This window comes from Rhodococcus sp. DK176, from assembly GCF_038447315.2.
Taxonomy (GTDB): domain Bacteria; phylum Actinomycetota; class Actinomycetes; order Mycobacteriales; family Mycobacteriaceae; genus Rhodococcus_F; species Rhodococcus_F jostii_A.
In genome coordinates, this window is sequence record NZ_CP118321.2 from 6,003,005 (window position 1) to 6,026,954 (window position 23,950).

At 69.3% G+C, this 23,950-nt stretch carries 21 protein-coding genes and 1 pseudogene; 12 read left to right on the forward strand and 10 right to left on the reverse strand.

Annotation, left to right across the window (positions count from 1 at the left end; translation table 11 throughout):
• Window positions 1-4: 4 nt before the first annotated feature.
• Window positions 5-1,831, reverse strand: a complete 1,827-nt coding sequence (locus PSR88_RS27870; protein WP_342338565.1) for an Hsp70 family protein — start codon at window positions 1,829-1,831, stop codon at window positions 5-7.
• Window positions 1,832-2,189: 358 nt separating this feature from the next.
• On the opposite strand from PSR88_RS27870, the gene PSR88_RS27875 reads away from it, so the two are divergent.
• The 3 genes from PSR88_RS27875 to PSR88_RS27885 all read left to right on the forward strand — a co-directional run bounded on the left by PSR88_RS27875 (window position 2,190) and on the right by PSR88_RS27885 (window position 9,053).
• A complete protein-coding gene (locus PSR88_RS27875) occupies window positions 2,190-5,543 on the forward strand; it encodes an IniB N-terminal domain-containing protein (RefSeq protein WP_016883568.1) in 3,354 nt (1,117 codons plus the stop codon).
• A 172-nt stretch (window positions 5,544-5,715) separates the two neighbouring features.
• Window positions 5,716-7,560, forward strand: a complete 1,845-nt coding sequence (locus PSR88_RS27880; protein ID WP_011597677.1) for a dynamin family protein — start codon at window positions 5,716-5,718, stop codon at window positions 7,558-7,560.
• A complete protein-coding gene (locus PSR88_RS27885; RefSeq protein WP_011597678.1) occupies window positions 7,557-9,053 on the forward strand; it encodes a dynamin family protein in 1,497 nt (498 codons plus the stop codon). The genes PSR88_RS27880 and PSR88_RS27885 overlap by 4 nt, the downstream gene beginning before the upstream one ends.
• A 5-nt stretch (window positions 9,054-9,058) precedes the next feature.
• Here PSR88_RS27885 and PSR88_RS27890 read toward each other — a convergent pair whose 3' ends face one another.
• The 4 genes and pseudogenes from PSR88_RS27890 to galT form a co-directional block, all read right to left on the reverse strand.
• Window positions 9,059-10,378 (reverse strand): DUF2252 domain-containing protein, encoded by a 1,320-nt coding sequence (locus tag PSR88_RS27890; RefSeq protein WP_011597679.1) that lies wholly within the window; start codon window positions 10,376-10,378, stop codon window positions 9,059-9,061.
• A gap of 42 nt (window positions 10,379-10,420) precedes the next feature.
• Window positions 10,421-10,570, reverse strand: a pseudogene (locus tag PSR88_RS27895) (UDP-glucose 4-epimerase GalE); the annotation flags it as partial.
• Window positions 10,571-10,687: 117 nt separating this feature from the next.
• A complete protein-coding gene (galK, locus tag PSR88_RS27900; RefSeq protein WP_016883566.1) occupies window positions 10,688-11,878 on the reverse strand; it encodes a galactokinase in 1,191 nt (396 codons plus the stop codon).
• Complete coding sequence (gene galT, locus PSR88_RS27905) at window positions 11,875-13,041, reverse strand: galactose-1-phosphate uridylyltransferase (RefSeq protein WP_016883565.1); 1,167 nt, start codon at window positions 13,039-13,041, stop codon at window positions 11,875-11,877. Before galT ends, galK begins: the two co-directional genes overlap by 4 nt.
• Before the next feature lie 211 nt (window positions 13,042-13,252).
• Here galT and PSR88_RS27910 point away from each other — a divergent pair, with 211 nt between their 5' ends.
• Window positions 13,253-13,945, forward strand: a complete 693-nt coding sequence (locus PSR88_RS27910) for an RNA-guided endonuclease InsQ/TnpB family protein (RefSeq protein ID WP_202801320.1) — start codon at window positions 13,253-13,255, stop codon at window positions 13,943-13,945.
• Window positions 13,946-14,160: 215 nt separating this feature from the next.
• Here the strand turns inward: PSR88_RS27910 and PSR88_RS27915 are convergent, their stop codons facing one another.
• Window positions 14,161-14,703 carry a DinB family protein gene (locus PSR88_RS27915; protein WP_009478755.1) on the reverse strand — a complete coding sequence of 181 codons (543 nt, stop codon included), beginning with the start codon at window positions 14,701-14,703 and terminating at the stop codon, window positions 14,161-14,163.
• Window positions 14,704-14,835: 132 nt separating this feature from the next.
• Between PSR88_RS27915 and PSR88_RS27920 the strand changes: the two genes are divergently transcribed.
• A complete protein-coding gene (locus PSR88_RS27920; protein ID WP_237724133.1) occupies window positions 14,836-15,156 on the forward strand; it encodes a hypothetical protein in 321 nt (106 codons plus the stop codon).
• Window positions 15,157-15,226: 70 nt separating this feature from the next.
• The gene (locus PSR88_RS27925) at window positions 15,227-15,487 is read left to right on the forward strand and encodes a hypothetical protein (protein ID WP_237724132.1); all 261 of its coding nucleotides are present in this window, start codon (window positions 15,227-15,229) and stop codon (window positions 15,485-15,487) included.
• A 6-nt stretch (window positions 15,488-15,493) separates the two neighbouring features.
• On the opposite strand, the gene PSR88_RS27930 is transcribed toward PSR88_RS27925, so the two are convergent.
• On the reverse strand, window positions 15,494-16,060 hold the full coding sequence (locus tag PSR88_RS27930; RefSeq protein WP_009478757.1) for a hypothetical protein: 567 nt from the start codon (window positions 16,058-16,060) through the stop codon (window positions 15,494-15,496).
• Window positions 16,061-16,360: 300 nt separating this feature from the next.
• Between PSR88_RS27930 and dnaK the strand changes: the two genes are divergently transcribed.
• The 4 genes from dnaK to PSR88_RS27950 are packed head-to-tail and all read left to right on the forward strand — an operon-like array spanning window position 16,361 to window position 20,466.
• Window positions 16,361-18,205: a molecular chaperone DnaK gene (gene dnaK / locus PSR88_RS27935; RefSeq protein WP_009478758.1), complete on the forward strand. Its 1,845-nt coding sequence runs from the start codon at window positions 16,361-16,363 to the stop codon at window positions 18,203-18,205.
• Entirely contained in the window at window positions 18,202-18,852 is a 651-nt protein-coding gene (gene grpE, locus PSR88_RS27940) for a nucleotide exchange factor GrpE (RefSeq protein ID WP_009478759.1), read from the forward strand. Before dnaK ends, grpE begins: the two co-directional genes overlap by 4 nt.
• Before the next feature lie 22 nt (window positions 18,853-18,874).
• The gene (gene dnaJ / locus PSR88_RS27945; protein ID WP_005238348.1) at window positions 18,875-20,059 is read left to right on the forward strand and encodes a molecular chaperone DnaJ; all 1,185 of its coding nucleotides are present in this window, start codon (window positions 18,875-18,877) and stop codon (window positions 20,057-20,059) included.
• The gene (locus tag PSR88_RS27950; protein ID WP_011597686.1) at window positions 20,059-20,466 is read left to right on the forward strand and encodes a heat shock protein transcriptional repressor HspR; all 408 of its coding nucleotides are present in this window, start codon (window positions 20,059-20,061) and stop codon (window positions 20,464-20,466) included. Before dnaJ ends, PSR88_RS27950 begins: the two co-directional genes overlap by 1 nt.
• Before the next feature lie 86 nt (window positions 20,467-20,552).
• Here the strand turns inward: PSR88_RS27950 and PSR88_RS27955 are convergent, their stop codons facing one another.
• Entirely contained in the window at window positions 20,553-20,699 is a 147-nt protein-coding gene (locus PSR88_RS27955; protein WP_009478761.1) for a hypothetical protein, read from the reverse strand.
• 47 nt (window positions 20,700-20,746) lie between these two features.
• On the reverse strand, window positions 20,747-21,223 hold the full coding sequence (locus PSR88_RS27960; RefSeq protein ID WP_009478762.1) for a hypothetical protein: 477 nt from the start codon (window positions 21,221-21,223) through the stop codon (window positions 20,747-20,749).
• Window positions 21,224-21,512: 289 nt separating this feature from the next.
• Between PSR88_RS27960 and PSR88_RS27965 the strand changes: the two genes are divergently transcribed.
• Both PSR88_RS27965 and PSR88_RS27970 read left to right on the forward strand, forming a co-directional pair.
• A complete protein-coding gene (locus PSR88_RS27965; RefSeq protein WP_025432069.1) occupies window positions 21,513-22,139 on the forward strand; it encodes a response regulator in 627 nt (208 codons plus the stop codon).
• Window position 22,140: 1 nt separating this feature from the next.
• Window positions 22,141-23,325: a sensor histidine kinase gene (locus tag PSR88_RS27970; RefSeq protein WP_016883562.1), complete on the forward strand. Its 1,185-nt coding sequence runs from the start codon at window positions 22,141-22,143 to the stop codon at window positions 23,323-23,325.
• A 16-nt stretch (window positions 23,326-23,341) separates the two neighbouring features.
• On the opposite strand, the gene PSR88_RS27975 is transcribed toward PSR88_RS27970, so the two are convergent.
• Window positions 23,342-23,905 (reverse strand): type 1 glutamine amidotransferase domain-containing protein, encoded by a 564-nt coding sequence (locus PSR88_RS27975; RefSeq protein WP_016883561.1) that lies wholly within the window; start codon window positions 23,903-23,905, stop codon window positions 23,342-23,344.
• Between the last annotated feature and the right edge of the window lie 45 nt (window positions 23,906-23,950).

Here is a 23,950-nt window from a genome sequence, read left to right on the forward strand (position 1 = left end):
CGCCCTATCCGCCGTTGCCGAGGACGCCGGGCACCAGGCCGGTGACTCCGCCGACGACGCCGCCGACCGTGTCGCCCACTCCGTTGACGGTGTCACCCACCGCGCCGGCACCGCCGACGATGGTGTTGGCGATCGCGGCGCCGCCGTCGGTCTGGGGAACGCTCGGGGCCGGAGCGGGGGCCGGGGCTGGTGCGGGTGCGGGTACTTCGGCCGCGGGAGCCGGGGCGGTGCCGGGCGCTGCAGCGACCGGTGCGGCCCCGGCCGGTGCCGCGGTGCCGGGTGGGACGGTGCCGGGTGCGGCGACCGGGGTCGCCACGCCGGCCGCGGTACCGGGTGCCCCGGTCGCGGCGGCGACGCCCGCCGCCTCGGTGCCGGGAGCGGCGGCGCCCGTCGCGGCGGCCTCGGCCGGAACACCGGACGTGGAGGCCGCGCCCGCCGATGTGCCCGACGACTGCGAGGTGGTGGAACCCGAGTTGGACGACGACGGTGTGACGTCGAGGGCGGTGCCGAGCGACAGCCCACCCGCGGCGAGCAGGGCGATGGCTGCGGCGGAAGCGGTGATGATCCCGGCCTTCTTCTTCCGCGACATCCCGGTGGCGGCGGGCTCGCCGAGGGTCGGTGCGGGGGTGCGGGCGGCGAAGACGACGGTCTCGGCGTCCGACTCGGTGACGTCCGACTCGGTGACCGGGGCGGCGGCAGGCGCTGCGGCGGCTGGTGTCGCGGTGGGCACGACGACCGGCATCCGCGCGACGGTCGGGGCGGCGGCGCGTCCCGCATTGTCGTCGGCGGCGAGCAGGGCGGCGCCCAGGGCCGCGGTGTGGCCCGGACGTTCGGCGGCGACGACGGGAACACGCAGTTCCGCCGACAGGAGTTCGGCGACCAGCGGGATCGCGGCGCTTCCGCCGGTGAGCACCACCTGGGTGACGTCGCTGGATTCGAGGCCGGCGGCGTGGATGCTCTCGCGCACCAGCGTCACCGATTCCTGCAGGGACGCGCGGATGAGGTCTTCGAGTTCCGAGCGCACGAGCCGCACGTCGGTGGAGATGCCGGGCAGCTCGATGCCGATGGTGGCTTCGGTGTCGGAGGACAGCGCCTCCTTCGCCGCGGTGCAGCGGGTCCGCAACCGGGTGAGGGCGGCGACCGTGTCGGGGGCGAACGGGTCGATGTCGCCGAACTCCTCGGCGACGTTGCCGAGGACGTACTGCATGGTGGCGTGGTCGAAGTGGGCGCCACCGAAGTCCTCGGACCGCACCGGCTTGCCGAGGACGCCGGTCTCCGTGCCGTGTGCGTCCGAACGGAAGAGGGTGATGTCGAGTGAGGTGCCGCCGAGGTCGTAGATGACGGTCAACGCGTCGCCGAGGGTGCCGCGGGTCCGTTCGAGCCACGTCATCACCGCCTGCGCCTCCGACACCAGGGTCGCGTCCGTGACGCCGGCCTGCTCGAGCGCGTCGGCGAGGACACCGACGGTGTACGGCGGCCAGACGGTCGGGTGGGCGACGACGGTGGTCGGGAGGCCGTGGCGGCCCGACGCGGCCTCGTGCACGATGCAGCTCACGGCGGTGGCCACCAGGTCTTCACCGGAGTAGGTCGAGCCGTCGTCGGTGAGGATCCCGACCGGGTCGCCCACGCGGTTCGCGAAGTCGGACACCGTCACCGCGTCCGGTTCGCTCGTGTTGTCGCCGAGGACGGGAGCGCGGTCGGGGGAGAGGTGGAGAACACTTGCGCGGGACAGGACAGTGAGGTCGGCGGCATCCGTCACGCTCGCCCCGTCCGTGTCGACGGCGGCCACCGTATTGACCGATCCGACACCGATGCCGAGCGCTGCAGCCATGTTCCACTCCTGTGGTCCGGGCGGGCGTCACGCCGCCTGCGTCAGGCGGACGGTGCCGCCGTCGTATGTGACGGCCGAAGCCGTCGTGGTCACTCGAATTGTCGCGTGGAGTGGCCGTTTCGTTACGCCGACGCCGCTGGTCTACGGCAGTTACGGGGCCGATCCCCTAATGGCCCCCTATCCCCTAACGGGGAGGCCCCGACCCCCGATGGGAGATCCCCGATGCCGGGGTCCCCGAGTAGGGGGCGCCGCCCCGTTGGGAAGGGGGCCGCCGATCCATAACGTGTATTTCACTCGCCGTCACAGCAGTTGTGGTGGCCACCCGAACTCCCCGAACCTCGACTACAGGAGAGCTGCCATGGCTACCAATGCCGTCCTCGACTTCATTCTCGGCCTTCTTCGCGACGAGCAGGCTGCGGCTGCCTACTGCGCCAACCCGACCGAGGCGCTGTGCGCCGCCGGCCTGCAGGGTGTGAGCCACGCGGACATCGTCTCCGTTGCTCCCCTGGTCGCGGAGTCGGGACTGTTCGCAGGTGGCGGGGCCGACCTGGCCGCGATCGTCAACGCCGGTGCCGACGTCGCCGGTGACGTGGCGGGCGGTATCGGCGCAGGTGTCGGTGGCGGCCTGGGCGGCGGCCTCGGTCTCGGCGGCGGTCTCGGCGGTGCGGTCGGTATCGGTGCCGGTGCAGGCCTCGGTCTGGGTGCCGGCCTGGGCGGCGACTTCGACTTCGCGGCGGAACTGGCTGCCGGCCTGAGCGCCGCGCTCGGTGCGGCGCTGGAGATCGGCGGCGAGATCGGTGCGCAGCTCGGCGCCGCGCTGGGTGCAGCCCTCGACGCAGCACTCTCCCTCACCGGTGGCCTCGACCTCGGTAGCGCACTCGACATCGGCGCCGCGATCAGCGGGGCCCTCGGAGGCGCGCTCGGGCTGGGCGCCGACCTGACGGCGCAGCTCGCCACCACCCTCACCGCGGCGATCACGGCCCTGCCGGTTGTCGACGTTGCCGGTGGTCTCACCGGGATCCTCGCCCCCGCACTGTCGATCGGCGGCGACCTGGGCGCCGAGCTGGGTGCGGCTCTCGGTGCCGCCCTCGGAAGCGTCGTCGACCTCGGCGGGAGCCTGGACGGTGACATCCTCGCCGGACTCGGTAGCGGCCTCGACCTCGGTGCTGTGCTCGGAACGACCCTCGGCGGCGTGCTCGGTGTCGACGCCGGTCTCGGCGGCGCGCTGGGCGGTGCGCTCGACGCGGCGATCGGCGCGGGCGGCGGGCTGGGCGCCACCCTCGAAGGCCTACTCGGCGGTGAACTGCTCGGTGACGTCGCCGGCTCGCTCGGCGGAGTTCTCGGCACCGACCTCGGCGCGGTCCTCGGTGGCGCTCTCGGTGGTGTCCTCGGTGCGGGCGGCGACCTGAGCGCAGACCTCGGTGGCGCACTCGGCGCGACTCTCGGTTCGATCGCGGACCTGGGCGGCGGACTGGACCTCGACGCGATCCTCGGTGCGGGCGGCAGCCTCGGCGGTGCGCTGAGCGGACTGCTCGGCGGTGAACTCGGAGTCGGCGGCGACCTCACCGCCGGTCTGGGTACCGCGCTGGACGCCGTTCTCGGTGCCGGTGGCGGCCTCGACCTCGGCGCCGTTCTCGGTGCCGACGGCGACCTCGGCGGTGCGCTGAGCGGCATCCTCGGTGGCGTGCTCGGCGCGGGCGGTGACGTCAGCGGCGATCTCGGTGGAGCCCTGGGTGGTCTGCTCGGCGGCGCCCTCGATCTGGAGGGTGGCCTCGGCGGCGCCCTGTCCGGCGCACTCGACAGCGGACTGGGACTGGACGCCGCACTCGGCACGGTCCTCGGCGGAGCCCTCGGCCTGGACGGTGGCCTGGCCGCCGAACTGGGCAGCACCCTCGACGCCGTGCTCGGCGCGGGCGGCGTGACGGACATCGACCTGGGCGGTCTGCTGGACGGCGGACTGGGCCTCGGGCTGGGCACCGACCTCGGTCTCGGCGGGGAACTGACGTCGGAGCTGACGACGGCGCTGAGCGGGGCCCTCGGCCTGGGCGGCGAGGCAGGCGCGAACCTGGGCACGGTCCTGGGCGGCGCCCTGGAGAGCGGCCTCGGGCTGGGCGGTGTCCTCGACACCGGTGCCGACCTGGGAACCACCATCAGCGGCGCGCTCGGCGGGGTGCTCGGAGTCGACGGTGACGCCACCGCCGGTCTGGGTGCGGCCCTCGACGCGGTGCTCGGCGCGGACGGCGGAGTCGACCTCGGCGGCGTGACCGACCTGGGCGGCCTGCTCGGCGGTGCGTTCGGTGTCGGTGGCGGTGCGGGCGCAGACCTCGGCGCGGCCCTGGGCGGTGTGCTCGGCGGTGCGCTGGAGACCGGCGGCGCCCTCGACCTGGACAGCGTTCTCGGCGCGGAGGGAAGCATCGGCAGCACGCTGGGCACCGCTCTCGGCGGCGTCCTCGGAGCCGACGGCGACCTCAGCGCGACCCTCGGTTCCGCACTGGAGACGGCTCTGGAGGCCGGTGGCGGACTCGATCTGGACTCCGCTCTGGACGCCGACCTCGGACTCGGCGCCGCAGCCGGCGTGGGCGGTGCCCTGGACGGTGCGCTCGACGCGGGAACCGATCTCGCGGGTGGCCTGACGGGCGGCATCGACGGCGCGCTCGGCGGACTGCTCGACGTGGGCAGTGACGTCACGGGCAACGTGGGCGGCGCTGTCGGCGGCGGCGTCGCAGGCGGCGCGGACGCCGCGGCAGGCATCGGTGCCGGTGTCGCCGCGGGTGTCGGTGCGGTTGCCGACGCCGGAGCGGACCTCGGCGGCAGCCTCGGAACCAACCTGGTCGGCGGACTGGACACGGCCGGTGGCCTGGGCGCCGGTCTGACCAGCGGTCTCACCGGTGGTCTCGGTGGAATCTTCGAAACCGGTGCGGGCCTCGGCTCCGCACTGACCGGCAGCGTCGGCGGTGCCGTCGACGCGGTGGGCGAGGCAGGCGCCTCGGTCGGCGCGGTCGCCGACGCCGGTGCGAACGTGGACGCGAACCTCGGTGGCGCCCTGGACACGGCGGCCAACCTGGGTGGCACGGTCGGTGGCGCCCTGGACACGGCCGCGAATCTCGGCGGAAGCCTCGGCGGCACGGTCGATGCCGCGGCCGGTGTCGGCGGAGACGTGGCCGGTGGAATCGAAGGCGGCCTGGACAGTGCGGTCGACGCCACCGCCGGTCTGACCGGTGGACTGGATGCCACCACCGACGCGGTCACCGGCCTCGGCGCCGGATTGTCCGGTGGCGTGGGTGGCCTCGGATCGCTCGGCACCTCGGTCGGAGGCGCCCTCGACGGTGCGGTCGGCGGAGCGGTCGACGGTGGAGCCGCAGTGGGCGGCGCGGTCGACGGCGGAGCGTCCGCCGGTGGTTCGGTCGACGGTGGAGCGTCGGCAGGCGGTTCCGCCGACGCGGACGCGACCACGGACGGTTCGGCCGACCTCGGTGCGGTCGGCGGGGTCGTGGCCGACACCACCGGGTCGATCGCAGGCGGACTGGGGTCCACCCTGGGCGGTGCCGTCGACACCGGCGCCGACACCTGGTCGTCGATCGACGCGGACAACGCGTTCGGCGCCGACTCGGGCCTGCACGCGGACACCGACGGCTCGCTGTTCGGTGACACCGACACCTCGGTGGCCACGACGCACGACGTCACGGACGTGGTCGATCACCTCGAGCCGTGATGAGACGGCGGTTCCGGCATCCCCCAGACGGGGTGGCCGGAACCGCCGTACGATGTAACGAAATCAGCCCCGGACGCGTTATGCGTGCGGGGCTGTTTCACACAGTCGGGTGTCGGTGCACTGAACGTGGTGTCCGCACAGAGGTCGGAAGAATTGCGGGTCAACGAAGCTCATGGACAGTGCAGCCGCCGAGAAGAATCCAGCCGGGTCCCAGTCGATGACGGCGTTGCTCGAGCAGGCCCTGGTCGTGGCGAAGAGGTTCGGTCGTGGCGATTTGGCGCAGCGCCTCGACTCGGCCCGGACCCGGGTGCAGGATCCGCGGATGCGGATCGTGGTGGTCGGACCGCTCAAGCAGGGCAAGAGCCAGTTCGTGAACTCCCTCCTCAACCTCACCGTGTGCTCGGTGGGCGACGACGAGACCACCGCGATCCCCACCGTCGTCCAGAACGCCGAGGTGGCGTCGGCGGAACTGCTCCTCGCCGATCCGGGTGCCGACCCGATCCGGGTTCCTCTTCCGCTCGACGAGCTGAACGGCATCACGCCGGCCTCGCCCCGCGCCGAGGGCAGGGAGGTGCTGCGGGTGGAGGTCAACGTCCCGAGCCCGCTCCTCGCCGACGGTCTGGTCCTGGTCGACACGCCCGGCGTGGGCGGTGCCGGCAACCCGCACGCGGCGAGCACACTCGGGCTGATCCCGGCGTCGGATGCCGTGTTCGTTCTGTCCGACGCCAGCCAGGAATTCACCGAACCGGAGCTCGGATTCATTCGCCAGGTCACGAGCCTGTGCCCGTCGGTGGCGTGCCTGATCAGCAAGACCGACCTGTACCCGCACTGGCGAGAGATCGTCGAAGCCGACCGCGGGCACCTCGCGCGGGCCGGTCTCGACGTTCCCCTGATCCCGATCTCCTCGGTGCTGCGTTCGCACGCGCTGCGACTGCAGGACGAGGAACTCAACACCGAGTCCGGTTTCGTCGACCTGTACGCGTTCCTGCGCGAGCGGGTGGTGGCGCGGGCGGAGGCGAACACGCGCCGGGCCGTGTCGCTGGACGTGTCCTCCGCGGCCGAGCATCTCACCCTGGGGATCGGCAGTGAGCTTGCCGCCCTGCGCGATCCGGCGAAGGGCGTCGCCGCGGTCGCCGAACTGCAGAAGGCGAAGGCCGCCGCCGAGGAGCTGCACAAGAAGACGTCGCTGTGGCAGCAGACGCTGGGTGACGGTATAGCCGACCTGGCCGCGGACATCGATCACGACCTCCGGGACCGGTTGCGCCGCGTCACCCGGGAGGCCGAGGAGACCGTCGACGAGGGCGACCCCGGCAAGGATTGGGACGCGCTGGGTCAGTGGCTCGAGCAGGAGTTCGCCACCGCGATCGGCGACAACTTCGTGTGGGCCCACGACCGCGCGCTGTGGCTGGCCGAGGTGGTGGCGCAGCACTTCGCCGAGACGGGTGCGGTCGAGCTGCCGCACCTGGACGTCGCGGACGTCGACGGTGTCCTCGAACCGGTGGCCTCGCTCGCGGACCTCGAGGCCGGACGTATCGGCATCACGCAGAAGGTTCTCGTCGGGATGCGCGGGTCGTACGGTGGCGTCCTCATGTTCGGTCTGATCACCACCATGATGGGGATGGCCCTGGTCAATCCGATCTCGATCGGCGCCGGAGTCCTCCTCGGCACGAAGGCGTACCGGGAAGACAAGGAGAGCCGGATCCTGAAGCGGCGGGCGGAGGCGAAGGCCGCGATCCGCCGGTTCGCCGACGACGCCAGCTTCCAGGTGGGCAAGGAGTCGAAGGATCGGCTCCGGTCGATTCAGCGGTTGCTGCGCGACCATTTCAGTGCGATCGCCGAGCAGGCGCTGCGGTCGATCAACGACTCGCTGCGCGCCGCGCAGGAGGCGGCGAATCTCGAGTCCACCGAACGGACCCGCCGGATCGCGCAGCTCGAGAAGGACCTGCACGTTGCATCCGAACTGAAACAGCAAGCCGCGCAACTCGTCGCAGGCGACGCGGGAGCGGTCACGGCATGACGGCCGCTCCGCTTCACGAGGCCCGGGCACTCATCGCGTCCGCCCGGCAGTTGTACGCGGGCAGACCCGAGATCCGGGATCAGCTGACCGAATGCGCGCGGCGACTGGAACAACCGTTGCGGGTGGCTCTTGCCGGTTCGCTGAAGGCCGGCAAGTCCACTCTGCTCAATTCCCTGGTGGGTCAGGACATCGCGCCCACCGACGCGACCGAATGCACCCGCGTCGTCACCTGGTACCGCAGCGGGTCGACGCCCACCGTGACGGCCTGGTACCAGCCGGACCCCGGTAGCGGCGCCCAGCGTTCCGCCAACGTCCCGGTGCTGCGCCGGGACGGACATCTCACGTTCGACCTGGGCCACCTCACCGCCGACCAGGTGGACCGCCTCGACGTGGAGTGGCCGTCGTCCGCCCTGGCTCATACGACGATCATCGACACCCCGGGCACGTCCTCGTTGTCGAGGGACGTCTCGGCCCGCACCCTCGAGATGCTCACCCCCGACAACGAGGCGTCCGGCGCCGACGCCGTGGTCTACCTGCTGCGCACGCTGAACGCGACCGACGTCCAGTTCCTCGGTCAGATCGGCGACCACGTGGGCGACGAATCGGGACCGCTCGGTGTGGTCGGTGTCGTGTCGCGGGCCGACGAGGTGGGGGCGGGACGCCTGGACGCCATGATGTCCGCGAAGGAAGTGGCGTCCCGGTTCGCGGGCGAACTCGAGCGCACCGGGCTGTGCCAGGCCGTGGTCCCCGTCGCGGGTCTGCTGGCGCTCGGTGCCCGCACGATGCGTCAGGCCGAGTTCACCGCGTTCCAGCATCTGGCCGAGGTCCCGGTGGACGACCTGAACCTGGCGATGCTGTCGGCCGACCGGTTCGCGCGTGAGGACAGTCCGCTTCCAGTGGACGCCCGGATGCGCGCTCAGCTGGCAGACCGCTTCGGGCTCTTCGGGATCCGGATGGCCGTCACCCTGATCCGGCTGGGCACCAAGGACTCGCCGACGCTGGCGGCGGAATTGGTGGAACGCAGCGGCCTCGACGAATTGCGTCAGGTGATCGACATCCAGTTCGGGCAGCGGGCCGACCAGTTGAAGACCCACTCGGCGCTCGTGGCACTCAAGCGGGTGCTCACGGCGCATCCGGTGCCGGGTGCGGGTGAGATCCTGATGTCGGCCGAACGGCTGCTCTCCGACGTGCACGGTTTTCAGGAACTGCGCCTGCTCGGGCGCCTGCGGTCCACCGAGGTGGGGTTGCCCGCCGACGACGTGGCCGAGTTGCAACGCCTGATCGGCGGATTCGGGATCCAGATCGCCGAACGACTGGGCACCGACGGCGACGACTCCGTGGAGTTGCAGCGGATGCGGGCACTCGCCGCGGTGCGGAAGTGGCGCGAACGGGCACGCCACCCGTTGCTCGACCAGTTCACCGCGCGGGCCTGCACCGTCGCCGCCCGCAGCGCGGAAGGTGTTCTGGAGGAACTGAACACCGTCCGATTGTAGCTCGGTTACGTCGCGGAGACGCCCGCGATCTCGCCTTCCCGGAACGCGTTCACGAACAGTTGGTGATCCCTGCGGCTCACCTCGGCGTACGCGATGCCGAAGTCGATGATCTCGCCGACGAACTCGTCCAGCCTGCCGTCGACGACGTTCCGGATGGCGTCCTCGGTCTGGAACGTGACGAGGGTCTGATCGCTGTCCTCGTCGGAGACGCAATGCACCTTCGCCGTCGCCCGGCCGAGGTCCTCGAGCACCGGCGCGATGTCCTCCGGTTCGGTGAGATCCGACCAGTCGAGGTCCAGTTCGTACGGGGAGAGTTCGGCGACCACGAAACCGGTGCCGCCGATCTCCGTGTAGCCGAGCAGCGGATCCGTGTGGACCTGCAGCGCGCGCTGACTCACCACCGTGCGGTGTCCTTCGTGCTCGAAGTAGTCGCGGACCCGGGATTCGTCGACGACGCGGCTGGGCGCAGCGACGTTGCCCTGCTTGAGTGAGAGCACGATGTCGTTCTCGAGCGCCTGGGTCGCCCCTTCGATGAGCACGTTGTACGCAGGAAGACCGGCGCTGCCGATCCCGAAGCCCTTCCGCCCGACCACGTCCTTGATCCGGTAGAACACCGGTCGCGTGGATCGCTTGCTGCTGGGCACCCTCTCGATGTACGTGTCCAGCGCCTCGCACACGGTCGCGCGTTCCTCCTCGTCGAGTTCGCGGACACCGCGGCCCCGCCGGAAACGCCGGTCGTAGTCCTCGATCACCGTGACGGACTCGAGCAGGTCCACCCGGGTGGCGAGGCGCGCGCTCAGCAGCAGGTCCTGGATGGCGCCGCGCGAATTGTCCAGGCGCAACGCGTACGCCTCGTCCGCTTCCCGCTGCACATAGTGCAGGACGTGCTCGACGTAACTGCGCAGGTAAGTGTCGGCGAGTGCCCGGACATCGCTCTCGGGGAGGGCCTTCTGCCACCCCATCAGTGCGAGACTCGCGACGAACCGGCGAAGATCCCAGCTGAACGGCCCCACGTACGCCTCGTCGAAATCGTTGACGTCGAAGACGAGGGTGCCCTCCGCATTCATGTACGTGCCGAAATTCTCCAGATGCAGATCGCCGTGAATCCACACCCGGCCGGTGCGCTCGTCCGCCCACGGATCATCGAAGTCACGCAGATCGTCGTAGAAGAGGCAGGCGCTGCCCCGGAAGAAGGCGAACGGATCGGCGGCCATCTTCCGGAACTTCGTGCGAAACGCACTCGGATCCGCCTCCATCAGATCGGCGAAGGCCTCGACGAGGACCTCCACGATCCGACCCTGCCTTGCGGAATCGTCGACGTCCACCCCAGCCTCCTTCTCGCGGTCGACGGGACGCGACACGCCTCGTCACGACCGCACTGCACCACGGTAGCGTTCCCGCGCGCCCAGCGACTGCAGATACGTCCACGCATCGGCCACGATCGAATCGAGGTCCGTGTGTCTCGGTCGCCAGCCCAGTTCGGCCTGCACACGTTCGCCGGACGCGATGAGGACCGCTGCTGCAGGATGCCCGCTTTCATAACGGCCACGCGGTCGCCCATGGTCATGGCCTCCACCTGGTCGTAGTCGCCCGTGGTCACCGCCTCCACCTGGTCGTGGTCGTCGAAGGGGATCTCAGAGTCGGTGCGCCGAGCCCGACGGCTCGGCGTGCAGGAACTGGGGGACGGGCAGGGACGCGCTGCCGGCGCGTCGGGCGACGTTCTCGGCGACGGCGTCGACCCGGTCGGCGGGTACGAGGGCGATCGCGGAGCCGCCGAAACCGCCGCCGGTCATCCGCGCACCCCAGGCCCCGGCTTCGAGGGCGGCGTCGACGGCGGAGTCGAGTTCGACGGAGCTGACCTCGTAGTCGTCGCGCAACGAGGCGTGCGAGCGGTTCAGGGCGTCGCCGATGTCGGAGATCCGGCCGCGCTCGAGCAGGTCGGCAACTTCCCGGACGCGGCGGATCTCGCCGAGGACGTGCCGGACCCGCTGTGCTGCCGGGGAACTCAGCGCCGCGACGGCCGTGTCGGTGTCGGCGACGTCGCGCAGGGTGGCGACGCCGAGGTCGGCGCAGGCCTTCTCGATGGTGGCCCGCCGGGTGCCGTACCGGCCGTCGACCAGCCGGTGCGGCGCGTTGGTGTCGATGACCACCAGCCGGGCGTCCGCGGAGTCGAAGTTGAGCGGAACGTGCCGGGTGGCGCCGTCCCGGCAGTCGAGGAGCAGGGCGTGGCCGGGGCGGGCGAGCATCGCGACCGACTGGTCCATGCCGCCGGTGGACGCGCCGGCGATCTCGTTCTCCGCGAGGATGGACGCGGTGATCAGCGGCCGGCGGCCGGCGTCGTCCGTGGGCAGGCCGGCGAGGTCGGCGACGGCGAGCGCGAAGGCGCACTCGAGCGCGGCCGAACTCGACAGCCCGGAGCCGACGGGGACAGTCGAATGCACTGCGACGTCGAAACCGGTTCCCGCCGTGAGGTGTCCGGACCGGCGTAGCGCCCACACCACCCCGGCGACGTACGCGGCCCAGCCGGCCGGATGGCCCGGGGCGACGTCGTCGAGCGGACCGTGCCAGGACTCGCCGGTGTGCGTGGACACGGCGTGCAGGATCCCGTCGCCGCGCACGCGGACGGCGACGACGGTCACGTAGGGGAGCGCGAACGGCAGAACCAGTCCGCCGGCGTAGTCGACGTGCTCACCGATGAGGTTGACCCGGCCTGGTGCCGTCCAGACGCCGTCCGCGGCGCCGCCGAACGTGCTGCGGAACAACGCCTCCGCGGGGCCCGCGACCGCGGCGGCGTGGACGGGGGCGACCCACTGCGCCGCACTCACGACGCCACCTCCCGCAGCCGGTCGGCGATGCGCTCGGGGGTGGTGTCGTTGACCCACGCCCCCATCCCGGACTCGGATCCCGCCAGGTATTTCATCCGGCCGGGGGACCGCATCATCGAGAACAGTTGCAGGTGCAGGCGTCCGAGTGGGCGGTCCTGGCCGACGGGCGCCTGGTGCCACGCGGCGATGTAGGGCACGGCGTCGACACCCTCGAAGAACCGGTCGACCCGCCGCAGCAGTTCGAGATAGACGTGGGCGAGTTCGTCGCGCTCGTCTTCGGACAGTTCGGTGAGGTCACGGACGTCGCGGTGCGGTGCGAGATGCACCTCCAGCGGCCAGCGCGAGGCGGCGGGAACGTACGCGGTCCACTGTTCGGCGGCCAGGACCACGCGCCTGCCGGATCGTGTTTCGGCGTCGAGGACGTCGGCGAGCAGGAGCCGCCCGGTGCTCTCGAAGTGCTCGCGGGAGCGCCGGATCAGCGCGTCCGTGCGGGGCGGCAGGTACGGGTAGGCATAGATCTGTCCGTGCGGATGGGTGAGGGTGACGCCGATTTCCTTGCCTCGGTTCTCGAAGCAGAACACCTGCCGGACCCCCGGCAGCGCCGACAGTTCGGCGGTGCGGTCGGCCCAGACGTCTACGATGGTGCGGACCCGGGCGACGCTCAGGGTGGCGAAGGCGGCATCCGGGTTGCTGGTGAAGCACACGACCTCACATCTGCCCGCTCCCGGTGCCAACGGCCACAACGCTTCTCCGTCGACGCAGTCCGGAAGGTCCTGCTCGGCGGCGGCCGTCGCCAGAGACGGGAAACGGTTCTCGAACACCACGACGTCGTAGTCGTCGGCCGGAATCTCCGTGGGCGCCTTGCCCGGCACACTCGGGGCGAGCGGCGACGCGTCCGGCGGCGGCAGGAACGTGCGGTCCATCCGCTGGGCGGCGATGACCACCCATTCCCCGGTGAGCACGTCGAACCGCATCTGCGCCTGCGACACCGCCGGCGGCAGCGGACGTGAATCCACCAGCTCGCGGGTGGCTCCGCCCGACACGTACGGCTCCGAGTCGTCGAAGTAGATCAGTTCGCGGCCGTCCGCGAGGGTCGTCCGGGTCTTGCGCATCCGGAGCCGTGTCCCGGTCTCCCGCGCATCCTGTTCGTCACGCACGGTCATCGACGAGTCCTTCCCGGTTCTCCCGTGTCACCAGCCCACCGGGAATGGTGGGACGGATTCCGTACAGGACTGCTGTCCCGGGCAACGCGTGCAGCCCGAGGTTTGGTCACTGGAGTTCGGTGAGTCCAGATCCGATTCTGTCCTCTGCCCTTCGAAAGTCAACACAAACGAACAATTTTGCAACTTTTCGATCATCGCGTGTTGGACGCCGATGAAGTGCACAGTTGTCGAGAACCCCCGCCTGCTCCGCCGCGCCGAATGCAGGATCGAAAGAGCCCGGCGAGAGGTGGCGAGAAAACAGAAAGGATCCAACAACCGACGAAAGGCGGTTCGCAAGGTCGCTCGCCTGCACGCCAGGGTCGCCGATGCACGCAGGGACTTTCATCACCAGACTTCGACCAGCATCATTCGCGATAACCAAGCGGTGTATATGGAGAATTTGGCCGTGAACGGTCTCGCTCGCACGCGGTTGGCGAAGTCAGTTCACGACGCCGGCTGGTCAGCTTTCCCGTCGATGCTCGAGTACAAAGCGATCCGTTATGGACGCACATTCCATCGTATCGATCGGTGGTTTCCGTCAACCAGGATGTGTTCGACGTGTGGGACTGTCGGTGAAAGGAAGCCACTGAACGTCCGCGCGTGGACTTGCGGATGTGGCTCCGTCCACGACCGAGACCACAATGCAGCCAAGAATATCCTCGCGGCGGGACGCGCCGAGAGACTAAACGCCTATGGAGCGAGGGTAAGACCGGCAGCGATGTCGGCGCAGCGCGGCGAAGCAGGAACCCACCGAGGTAGCCGACCGGCTGCGGTAGAAAATCCCGACCCCAGGGTCGAGGAGGATGTCAAAATGACTTTTTCTGGGCAAGAAGAAGCTGGGGAGGCGAGTACCACTTTGAGGTAAGGGCCACCTGATAATGGGTTGGGTCCCGGGTGGGGAACCGTACCCCTGGGGTAGGTAGCCGGTGCCCCCGCGGCGGGGCACCATGGTTTTCACCAGTCGGCGAAAGGTTGGACCGCAGGAGGTAAGTCAACACTCGAAACGCCACATGCTGAGAAGAGAACACCTCACCGGAACCCGAACCCGGTGAGGTGTTTTCGTCTGTTCTGCCAGGTGGGTCAGAACTCCATGCCCGCGTCGGCGCCCATCTGCATGGTGGTGTTTCCGCCGTCGAGGGATTCCCGGATGATGTCGGCGTGACCGGAATGGTGGCCGGTCTCCCGGATGATGTGGAGCAGGGTGCGGCGGATCGTCCACCACTGCCGCTCGGGTGCCCAGGGTGCGGTGGGCAGGGGGACGAGCACGTCCAGGTCGTCGAGGCCGGCCACGGCGGCCTCCGTCGCGCGGGCCACCTCGGCGTACTCGGCGAGCAGTCCCTCGAGGGTTTCGTCGTCGCGCATGTAGTACTTCTCCATCGCCCACTCCATGTCGAATTCCGCGTTCTCGTCCGGCTCGAGAATGGTTTCGACCCAGTGCTTTTCCGTGTGGGACACGTGCTTGATCAGTCCGCCGAGCGTCAGGTCGCTGACGGTCGAACGCTGCCGTGCCTGTGCGTCGTCGATGCCGCGGACGGTGATCAACAGGGTGGCTCGCTGCTCCTGGAGGATCTGGAGGAGGTCGGCGCGCTCACCGGTGGCCGGGGACTTCTGCGAAGTGGTCATGAGAAGAACAGTAGAAGCAATTGAGGTCAGAAACGGTCCTCATTAGGAAGGCCTTCTCAGGGTTTTTCTCGGGGTCCAAGTTGGGTGCCTTCCTGGATGTGCGGAAAGCGTCCGCCGCGAAGGATTCTCGGTATGAACTTCGACTCTCCGACACCGGCGCCCCGGCCTTCGCGCCGACGCGTGTGGCCCCGCGTTCTCAGCGGCATGGTGTCGCCCGTCCTCGTCGCCGTCACGGTGGGAGTCGGCACGTTCGCATACGCCTCGACCGCCGCGGAGAGCGACGCCGGCGGGCAGATGGAATTCAGGCGAGCCCTGACGATTCCACCGCTCGCGCCGGGTGTTGCGGGCCCTTATCTGGGTACCCCCACGGTGACGCGCCATCTCGATATCGCCGGGTCGAGCCGGATCGGCGCGGGCGAACCTGCGATGCCCCACCAGCCCGCACCCGGGTGACCCCGCCCGGTTCTCTCTTCGGAGTCCGCCCAGCCCACCGATGATCAGCCCACCGATGAAAGGAATCATCATGATCCGCACGACGATGACCGCACTGGCAGCCGTGGCTCTCGTGTTCGGCGCCGCGTCCGTGACCCAGACCGCTGCCGCCCACCCGGCCTGCAACTCCTCCTACGAGGGCACGACCAACGACGAGTTCGACCCGGACCCCGACTTCACGGGGACGACCAACGACGAGTACGACCCCGATCTCGAGTACTCGGGCACGTCCAACCGCGAATACGACCCGGACCCGGAGTTCCACGGCAGCACCGATCCGTGCCAGGTGTGAGTCCGGTCAGCGGTTCCGGCGCAGCCACGGAGACACACCGGGAGCGAACAGGGCGAGCACTCCCACCGCGACGAGGGCGCTGTAGGCGAGCGGCGCCCATTGCAGCACACCGGCGGTCGCGTCACCGGCGTCGGACAGCAGGGTCCACAGGCCCACTCCGCCGGCGACGCTGAGGACGCCGACGACGGCGAGGGTGATCTGGCCCGCCGGTTTCCGGGCGCGCAGGAGTTGTATGCCCAGCAGTCCGAGGAGGATCAGGACGACGGCGATGGCACCGCTGCCGATCAGCGTCAGGTTCACCGTGTCGGTGATGTCCGTCGCGGAGTCCCCGGGATTGTCCGCGGCGACCGACGCCTCGAGGGCGTCGCGGACGGCGCCCAGGTCGAGCGCGATGGCGCCGGCGATTCCGGCGAGAACGACGAACGATCCCACCCAGGCGGACAGCGACACCGCGACGGCCTTCGGGGTGTCATCGGTGGGGGTGGCGCGCAGCGGGCTGACCGCGAACTCCGGACGCGGCGGTACGGGTCGCGGCGGTTCGGGCCGGCGTGGCGGCTGTTCGGGTGTCGTCACGCTGCGATCCTATCGACCTGCCGTAGCGTGGCGTGCCGACGCGCGGGTCCGCGTCGGCGGCCTCGCTACGGGAAGGCCTCGAAACAAGGCGCCGAAAAAAGATGTGGGCATCCGGGAACAAATCTCCGCACCCCTCCGTTGAGCCTTACGACAACATGAGCGTGCAAGACTCAAGTTCGAATTGACTCCCGACGGTGTCGGAGTGCAAACTTGAGCGGAGGGCGCTCACTAAGCGCCAACATCGCAGTTCAGTAATGAAAAACCTGCCCACAGGACTGCAAAACGAAAGTGAGGAACACTATGGCTCGTGCCGTCGGTATCGACCTCGGTACAACGAACTCGGTCGTGTCTGTGCTGGAAGGCGGCGAGCCCGTAGTGGTCGCCAACGCCGAAGGTTCACGCACCACCCCGTCGATCGTCGCCTTCGCCAAGAACGGTGAGGTGCTGGTCGGCCAGCCCGCCAAGAACCAGGCCGTCACCAACGTCGATCGCACCATCCGCTCCGTCAAGCGCCACATCGGTACCGACTGGAACGTGGAGATCGACGGCAAGAAGTACACGCCCCAGGAGATCAGCGCGCGCACGCTCATGAAGCTGAAGCGCGACGCCGAGGCGTACCTGGGTGAGGACATCACGGACGCCGTGATCACCGTCCCCGCGTACTTCGAGGACGCCCAGCGTCAGGCCACGAAGGAAGCCGGCCAGATCGCCGGTCTCAACGTCCTGCGCATCGTCAACGAGCCCACCGCGGCCGCACTGGCCTACGGCCTGGACAAGGGCGACAAGGAACAGACCATCCTGGTCTTCGACCTCGGTGGCGGCACCTTCGACGTCTCGCTGCTCGAAATCGGCGACGGCGTCGTCGAGGTTCGCGCCACGTCCGGTGACAACCACCTCGGTGGTGACGACTGGGACGAGCGCATCGTCACGTGGCTCGTCGACAAGTTCAAGGCTCAGAACGGCATCGATCTGACCAAGGACAAGATGGCACTGCAGCGTCTCCGCGAGGCTGCCGAGAAGGCCAAGATCGAACTGTCCTCGTCGCAGAGCACGTCGATCAACCTGCCCTACATCACCGTCGACGCGGACAAGAACCCGCTGTTCCTCGACGAGCAGTTGTCCCGCAGCGAGTTCCAGAAGATCACGTCCGATCTCCTCGACCGCACCCGCGCGCCGTTCCAGGCCGTGATCAAGGACAGCGGCATCGCCGTCAAGGACATCGACCACGTCGTGCTCGTCGGTGGTTCCACCCGTATGCCCGCAGTCTCCGATCTGGTGCGCGAGCTGACCGGTGGCCGTGAGCCCAACAAGGGCGTCAACCCGGACGAGGTCGTCGCCGTCGGCGCCGCCCTGCAGGCCGGTGTCCTCAAGGGCGAGGTCAAGGACGTGCTGCTCCTCGACGTCACCCCGCTGTCCCTCGGCATCGAGACCAAGGGTGGCGTGATGACCAAGCTCATCGAGCGCAACACCACCATCCCGACCAAGCGTTCCGAGACCTTCACCACCGCTGACGACAACCAGCCTTCGGTGCAGATCCAGGTGTTCCAGGGTGAGCGCGAAATCGCCTCGCACAACAAGCTGCTCGGCTCGTTCGAGCTGGCCGACCTGCCGCCCGCCCCGCGTGGCGTGCCGCAGATCGAGGTCACCTTCGACATCGATGCCAACGGCATCGTGCACGTGACCGCCAAGGACAAGGGCACGGGCAAGGAGAACACGATCAAGATCCAGGACGGCTCCGGTCTGTCGAAGGAAGAGATCGAGCGGATGGTCAAGGACGCCGAGGCTCACGCCGAGGAAGACAAGGCCCGCCGCGAAGAGGCCGAGGTGCGCAACCAGGCCGAGTCGCTGGTGCACCAGACCGAGAAGTTCATCAAGGACAACGAGGACAAGGTGCCCGCCGACGTCAAGGAGAAGGTCGAGGCTGCAATCAAGGAAGCCAACGACGCTCTCGCAGGCACCGACATCGCGGCCGTCAAGACCGCGGTCGAGAAGCTGGCCACCGAGTCGCAGGCCCTCGGCCAGGCGATCTACGAGGCCAGTGCCGCTGAGGAAGCCGCCAACACCGACGGCTCCGGCGCGAATGGTGCCGACGACGTCGTCGACGCCGAGGTCGTGGACGAGCCGTCCGACTCGGAGAAGAAGTGACGTCCGACAACACCGAGCAGGAACCGGTCACTTTCGTGGACAAGCGGAAGATCGACCCCGAGACCGGTCGGACACGGGACGCGGAGCCGGTAGTGGAGCCCCTCGCGGGCACCGCTGCCGCCCCGCAGCCCGGCTCGGTGGACGAAGGGGCCCTGCCGGAGACGGCAGCTCCGGAGACGGACGAGTTGGCGGAGCGCACCGCCGACCTGCAACGACTGCAGGCGGAGTACGCCAACTACCGCCGCCGCGTCCAGCGCGACAAGCAGGCCGACATCGCGAACGCCAAGGCGTCCGTCGTCGGTGAGCTCATCGCGGTGCTGGACGACCTCGACCGTGCACGCAGCCACGGCGACCTCGACTCGGGGCCGCTGAAGGGTGTGGCAGACAAGCTCACCGGCACTCTCACGTCGCTCGGCCTGAGCGAGTTCGGCGCCGAGGGCGACGCATTCGATCCGGCGCTGCACGAGGCAGTGCAGCACGAGGGCGAGGGACACGACCCCGTTCTCGGCACGGTGATGCGAAAGGGCTACAAATTCGGTGATCGCGTCCTGCGGCATGCGATGGTAGCTGTGATCGATCGCGCAGGCGATGCCGGCGCGAACACCTCCGACGAGGCGGCGAAGCCCGCCGAGTCGGAACAAGAGTAAGAGCGAGAGGAGGAGACGCCCAGTGAGCCAACGGGAGTGGATCGAAAAGGACTTCTACAAGGAGCTGGGCGTCTCGTCCCACGCATCCGCGGACGAGATCAAGAAGGCGTACCGCAAACTCGCCCGCGACCTTCATCCCGACGCGAACCCCGGCGACACGAAGGCCGAGGAGCGTTTCAAGTCCGTCAGCGAAGCACACGCCGTGCTCTCGGACCCTGCCAAGCGCAAGGAATACGACGAGGCCCGGCGACTGTTCGCGAGCGGCGGTTTCGGGCAGGGCGGCGGCGGATTCAACCCCGGAGCCGGTGGTTTCGGCCAGGGCGGATTCGACATCAACGACCTGTTCGGTGGCGGCGGCGCGGCGGCCGGTGACGGCGGCCTCGGCGACATCTTCGGTGGCCTGTTCAATCGCGGCGCCGGTGGCGGCGGCGCGACCCGCACGACCAACCGTCCCCGTCGTGGCAGCGACGTCGAGACGGAGACCACCCTCGAATTCCGCGAAGCCACGCTCGGCGTCACGGTTCCGCTGCGTCTGACCAGCCCGTCGCCGTGCACCACCTGCCACGGCAGCGGTGCCAAGCCGGGAACCAGCCCGCGAGTCTGCCCGCGTTGCAACGGGACCGGAATCGTCAGCCGCAACCAGGGCGCGTTCGGGTTCAGTGAGCCGTGCGACGACTGCCGCGGTACCGGCTCCATCATCGACTCGCCGTGCGAGGTGTGCCACGGCAACGGCGTCACCAACCGGACTCGCACCATCACCGTCCGCGTCCCCGCGGGTGTCAGTGACGGACAGAAGATCCGGCTGGCAGGCCAGGGTGAGGCCGGCCTGCGCGGCGCACCGTCCGGCGACCTGTTCGTCACGGTCCGGGTGCGTCCCGACAAGGTGTTCGGCCGCAACGGCGACGACCTCACGCTCGTCGTTCCCGTCAGTTACGGTGAGCTCGTGCTCGGAACCACCGTCTCCGTCCCCACCTTGGAGGGGCGTGTCGGTGTGAAGATTCCTGCGGGCACCGCCGACGGCCGGGTTCTGCGGGTGCGCGGGCGAGGCGTCCCCAAGCGTGCCGGTGGCGCCGGTGACCTACTGGTCACGGTCAAGGTCGCCGTTCCGCAGAAGCTCGACGACCCGGCCACCGAAGCATTGAAGACCTATCTGGAAGCAGAGAAGGCCAGCGGATTCGATCCGAGGGCCGGGTGGGCGGGTGCTTGATGAGCGATACGACTCAGGATCCACGCGAGAGCGCCGTTGATCCGGACGCCCAGATCTTCGTGATCTCGGTGGCCGCGGAACTCGCCGGCATGCATGCGCAGACGTTGCGCAACTACGACCGGCTCGGTCTCGTCACCCCGCACCGCACGTCCGGTGGCGGCCGACGGTACTCGCCGCGGGATGTGGCGTTGCTCCGCGAGGTGCAACGCCTCTCGCAGGACGAGGGTGTCAACCTCGCCGGGATCAAGCGGATCATCGAACTCACCAACCAGGTGGAGGCTCTGCAGCACAGGGTTCGCGAGCTGGCCGAGGAGATCGCGAAGATTCACGCCGGGTACCGGCGCGACCTCGTTCCGATCCCGCGGAGCAACGCGCTCGTCGTGTGGAAGCCGCGGCACCAGCGCTGACCCGGCGATCTCTCGGGTGAACCGAACCGATGTCGCACTGGTCCTGTCGGAGTGAACCAGTGCGACATCGGGCCCCAACCCCCGGCTTATCGGTCGCGGTTGCCCCAGCGGGGCCCGCGACGGGTGCGTGATCGCGGAATGTTCATCTCCTCGAGACGTGCCTTGATCTCCTCGGTGGTCCACATCGTGCGGGAGACGGTGGGGGTGGGGGTCTCGGTGACGTGCATGATCATGTTCTGCGGCTTTCGTCGAGTGTTCGGTGGATGGTCGGGATCGGCTGTCAGGGGTGTCCGTACAGGTGGTAGCCGGCGTTCATGTTCGGGTAGCCCGAGTCGATCCAGCTGCTGATGCCGTAGGCGTGGCCGTAGTTGGCGTCGACGCGGGTTCCGTCCACGTCGGTCGTGTTGCTGTAGTTGTCGGCGCGGAACACGGCCTGGGCACCGCCGGGGAGCGAGTACGTGGCATCCACCTCGACGCCGTTCGGGTCGGTGGAGAATGCCTTCACGATCTGGCTGCTGTGCGGGGCGAGGTAGTCCGACGGCGCCTGAATCCACTGCCCGTAGGGGTTCGACGAACCCGCGAGGACCATCGGCAGGTCGGTGTCGTTGCTGATCGTCATCGCGATCGTCGGTCCCGATGTCGGCATCGTGCCCGCCGTGGCAACCCCGGCGGCGGCGATGGCGAATCCGGTGACGGCCACTGCGGTGGCGGGCAGTGCGATGAAGAGTGCGACGCGGCGACGGGCGGTGGTGCGCATGATGGCTTCTCCTGGGTTCTGGAACTTCGGGGGTCTGACGCTTTGGGGTGGAACGTCTGGGGCCGTGGGGTTTTCGGTTTCCGATCTCCCCGTTTCCGGTGTGTGTCAACTATGTCGTGAATGCGCGCCGTCGTCTGTCCACCGACAGGACGGAGGGCGGGATGAATCCGGTGTCCACCGATCGGGGGACAGCGGGCCCGCGAAGTGCTCCGCGCGGGCCTGCTCTCGTGAGAAAGTGAGCAATGGACTTCGCTGGAGTCGCTTCGCATCGGACCACGCCGTGAGCGCCGTGCGGGTCGTGGTGGGCGACGACCACCCGATCTTTCGGGACGGTGTCGTCCGTGCGCTCCTCGCGAGTGGCGACATCGAGGTGGTCGGTGAGGCGGACGACGGTGCGGCGGCGCTCGCCCTGATCCGCGAACTCGCCCCCGACGTCGCACTGCTCGACTATCGGATGCCGGAGCTCGACGGTTCCCAGGTGGCGGCGGCCGTGCGACGAGCCGAACTCGCCACGCGCGTGCTGCTGCTGTCTGCGCACGACGAATCCGCGATCGTGTACCACGCGTTGCAGGAGGGGGCGGCGGGATTCCTGCCGAAGGAGTCGACCCGGGCGGAGATCGTGAAAGCCGTCCTGGACTGCGCACAGGGCCGCGACGTCCTCCCCGCCTCCCTCGCGGTCGGACTGGCAGGCGAGGTGCGTCGTCGCAGTGAACCGGTCGGGCCGGCGCTGAGCGGTCGGGAGAAGGAAGTGCTGGCGCTCATTGCGCGCGGGCAGAGCATTCCCACGATCGCCGGTGAGCTGTACCTGGCGCCGTCGACGGTCAAGACCCATGTCCAGCGCCTCTACGAGAAGCTCGGGGTCAGCGACCGCGCCGCCGCGGTGGCCGAGGCGATGCGACGCGGCTTGCTGGAGTGACGTGCCGCATCCGTCCCAGAGTCGCGTAGTTCGTCGTTACAGCACCGAGGCGGTCCGGGTGACCGCCATACTCCGGTTACCGCTGATCGGTCTGATGGCGCTGCTCGGACCGGTGATCCGCGTGACGCACTGGCAACCCGACGTCTTCGCGGGGCTGCTGATCGGGTATGCGGCGGTCGCTCTCGGCTGGCTGATCTTCGTCCTGGTGCGGGACGTCGGACCGTGGGCGGGCTGGGTGTCCACGGCCGCGGACGTCACCGCGGTGGTGGCGTTGTGCGTCGTCTCCGGCGGCGCGACGTCGGTGCTGCTCCCGGTGTTCTTCCTGTTGCCGATCTCGGTGGCGTTTCAGTACCGGCCGCGTCTGACGGCGATCGTCGGCGTCTGCACCGCCGTCGGGTACCAGGTGGTGTGGATCGTCTACTCCAAGCGCGACGACGCAGTCGGCTTCCCCGACGAGGTGTACCTCTACTTCGGTTTCCTGTTGTGGCTCGCGGCCGCGACGACGGCGTTGTCGTACGTGCTGGTCCGGCGCTCTGCGACGGTGATCTCGCTGATGGATGTGCGCAGGCAGTTGATCGCCGAATCGATGGGTGCCGAGGAACGCGAGCGACGGCAACTGGCCGAGGACCTCCACGACGGGCCCCTGCAGAATGTGCTGGCCGCCCGGCTGGATGTGGAGGAGGCCCTGGAGCGGAACCCGGACGACATGCTCGTCGCCGCCGAGTCCGCCCTCCGCGAGACCGCGGCGCAGCTGCGGTCCACCGTCACCACACTGCATCCGCAGGTCCTCGCGCAGCTGGGCCTCACCGCGGCGCTGCGCGAGCTCGCGGATCTCTACGCCCGGCGGGGGTTCGAGATGACGGTGAGCGTCGACGACGTCGGTCACCCCGACTGCCAGGAGCTGCTCTACCGGGTGGCGCGGGAACTGCTCACCAACGTGTCGAAGCACGCCCGCGCCACCACGATCGAACTCGCACTCACCCGCGCCGGCGGGCGGACCACGCTGACGGTCGCCGACGACGGCGCCGGATTCGACCCGGCCGTCGTCCCAGAACGGGTGGCGCAGGGGCACATCGGACTGGCCTCGCACATCGTGCGGGTCGAAAGCCTCGGCGGCACCTTCGACGTCACGTCCTCACCCGGATCGGGCACCCGAGTGGTGGTGACGGTCCCGGATGCCGGCTGATCCAGGCCCGGCGAGGTCACTGTGGGTGGCGGCCCTCGGCGAATTCCTCGACGATCTTCGCGCAGAACGCGGGTAGGTCGTCGGGGTTGCGGCTCGACACCAACCCGTTGTCGACCACCACTTCCTCGTCGACCACGGTTCCGCCCGCGTTGCGGATGTCGGTGCGCACGCTGGGATACGACGTGAGAGTGCGGCCGCGGACGACGTCGGCCTCGACCAACGTCCACGGTCCGTGGCAGATCACGCCCACCGGTTTGCCCGAATCGACGAAGTCGCGGACGAAGGCGACGGCGGACGCGTCCATCCGGAGGTGGTCGGGGTTCGTGGTACCGCCCGGCAGGATCAATGCGTCGAAGTCGGCGACCGACACGTCGCCGACGACGGCGTCGACGGCATAGGTGCCTGCCGCGTTCACATCCGAGTTCATGGCCTGGATCTTGCCGGGGGACAACGAGATCAGCCGGACCTCCGCGCCGGCGTCCTCCACGGCCTTCCGGGGTTCGACGAGTTCGACTTCCTCGACGCCGTCGGTGGCCAGGATCGCGACCTTCCGGCCGCGAAGTGTCTCTGCCGATGTCATGGGCACTTCCTTCCTTTCGTGGGAACAAGCGACGGGTACCCAGGT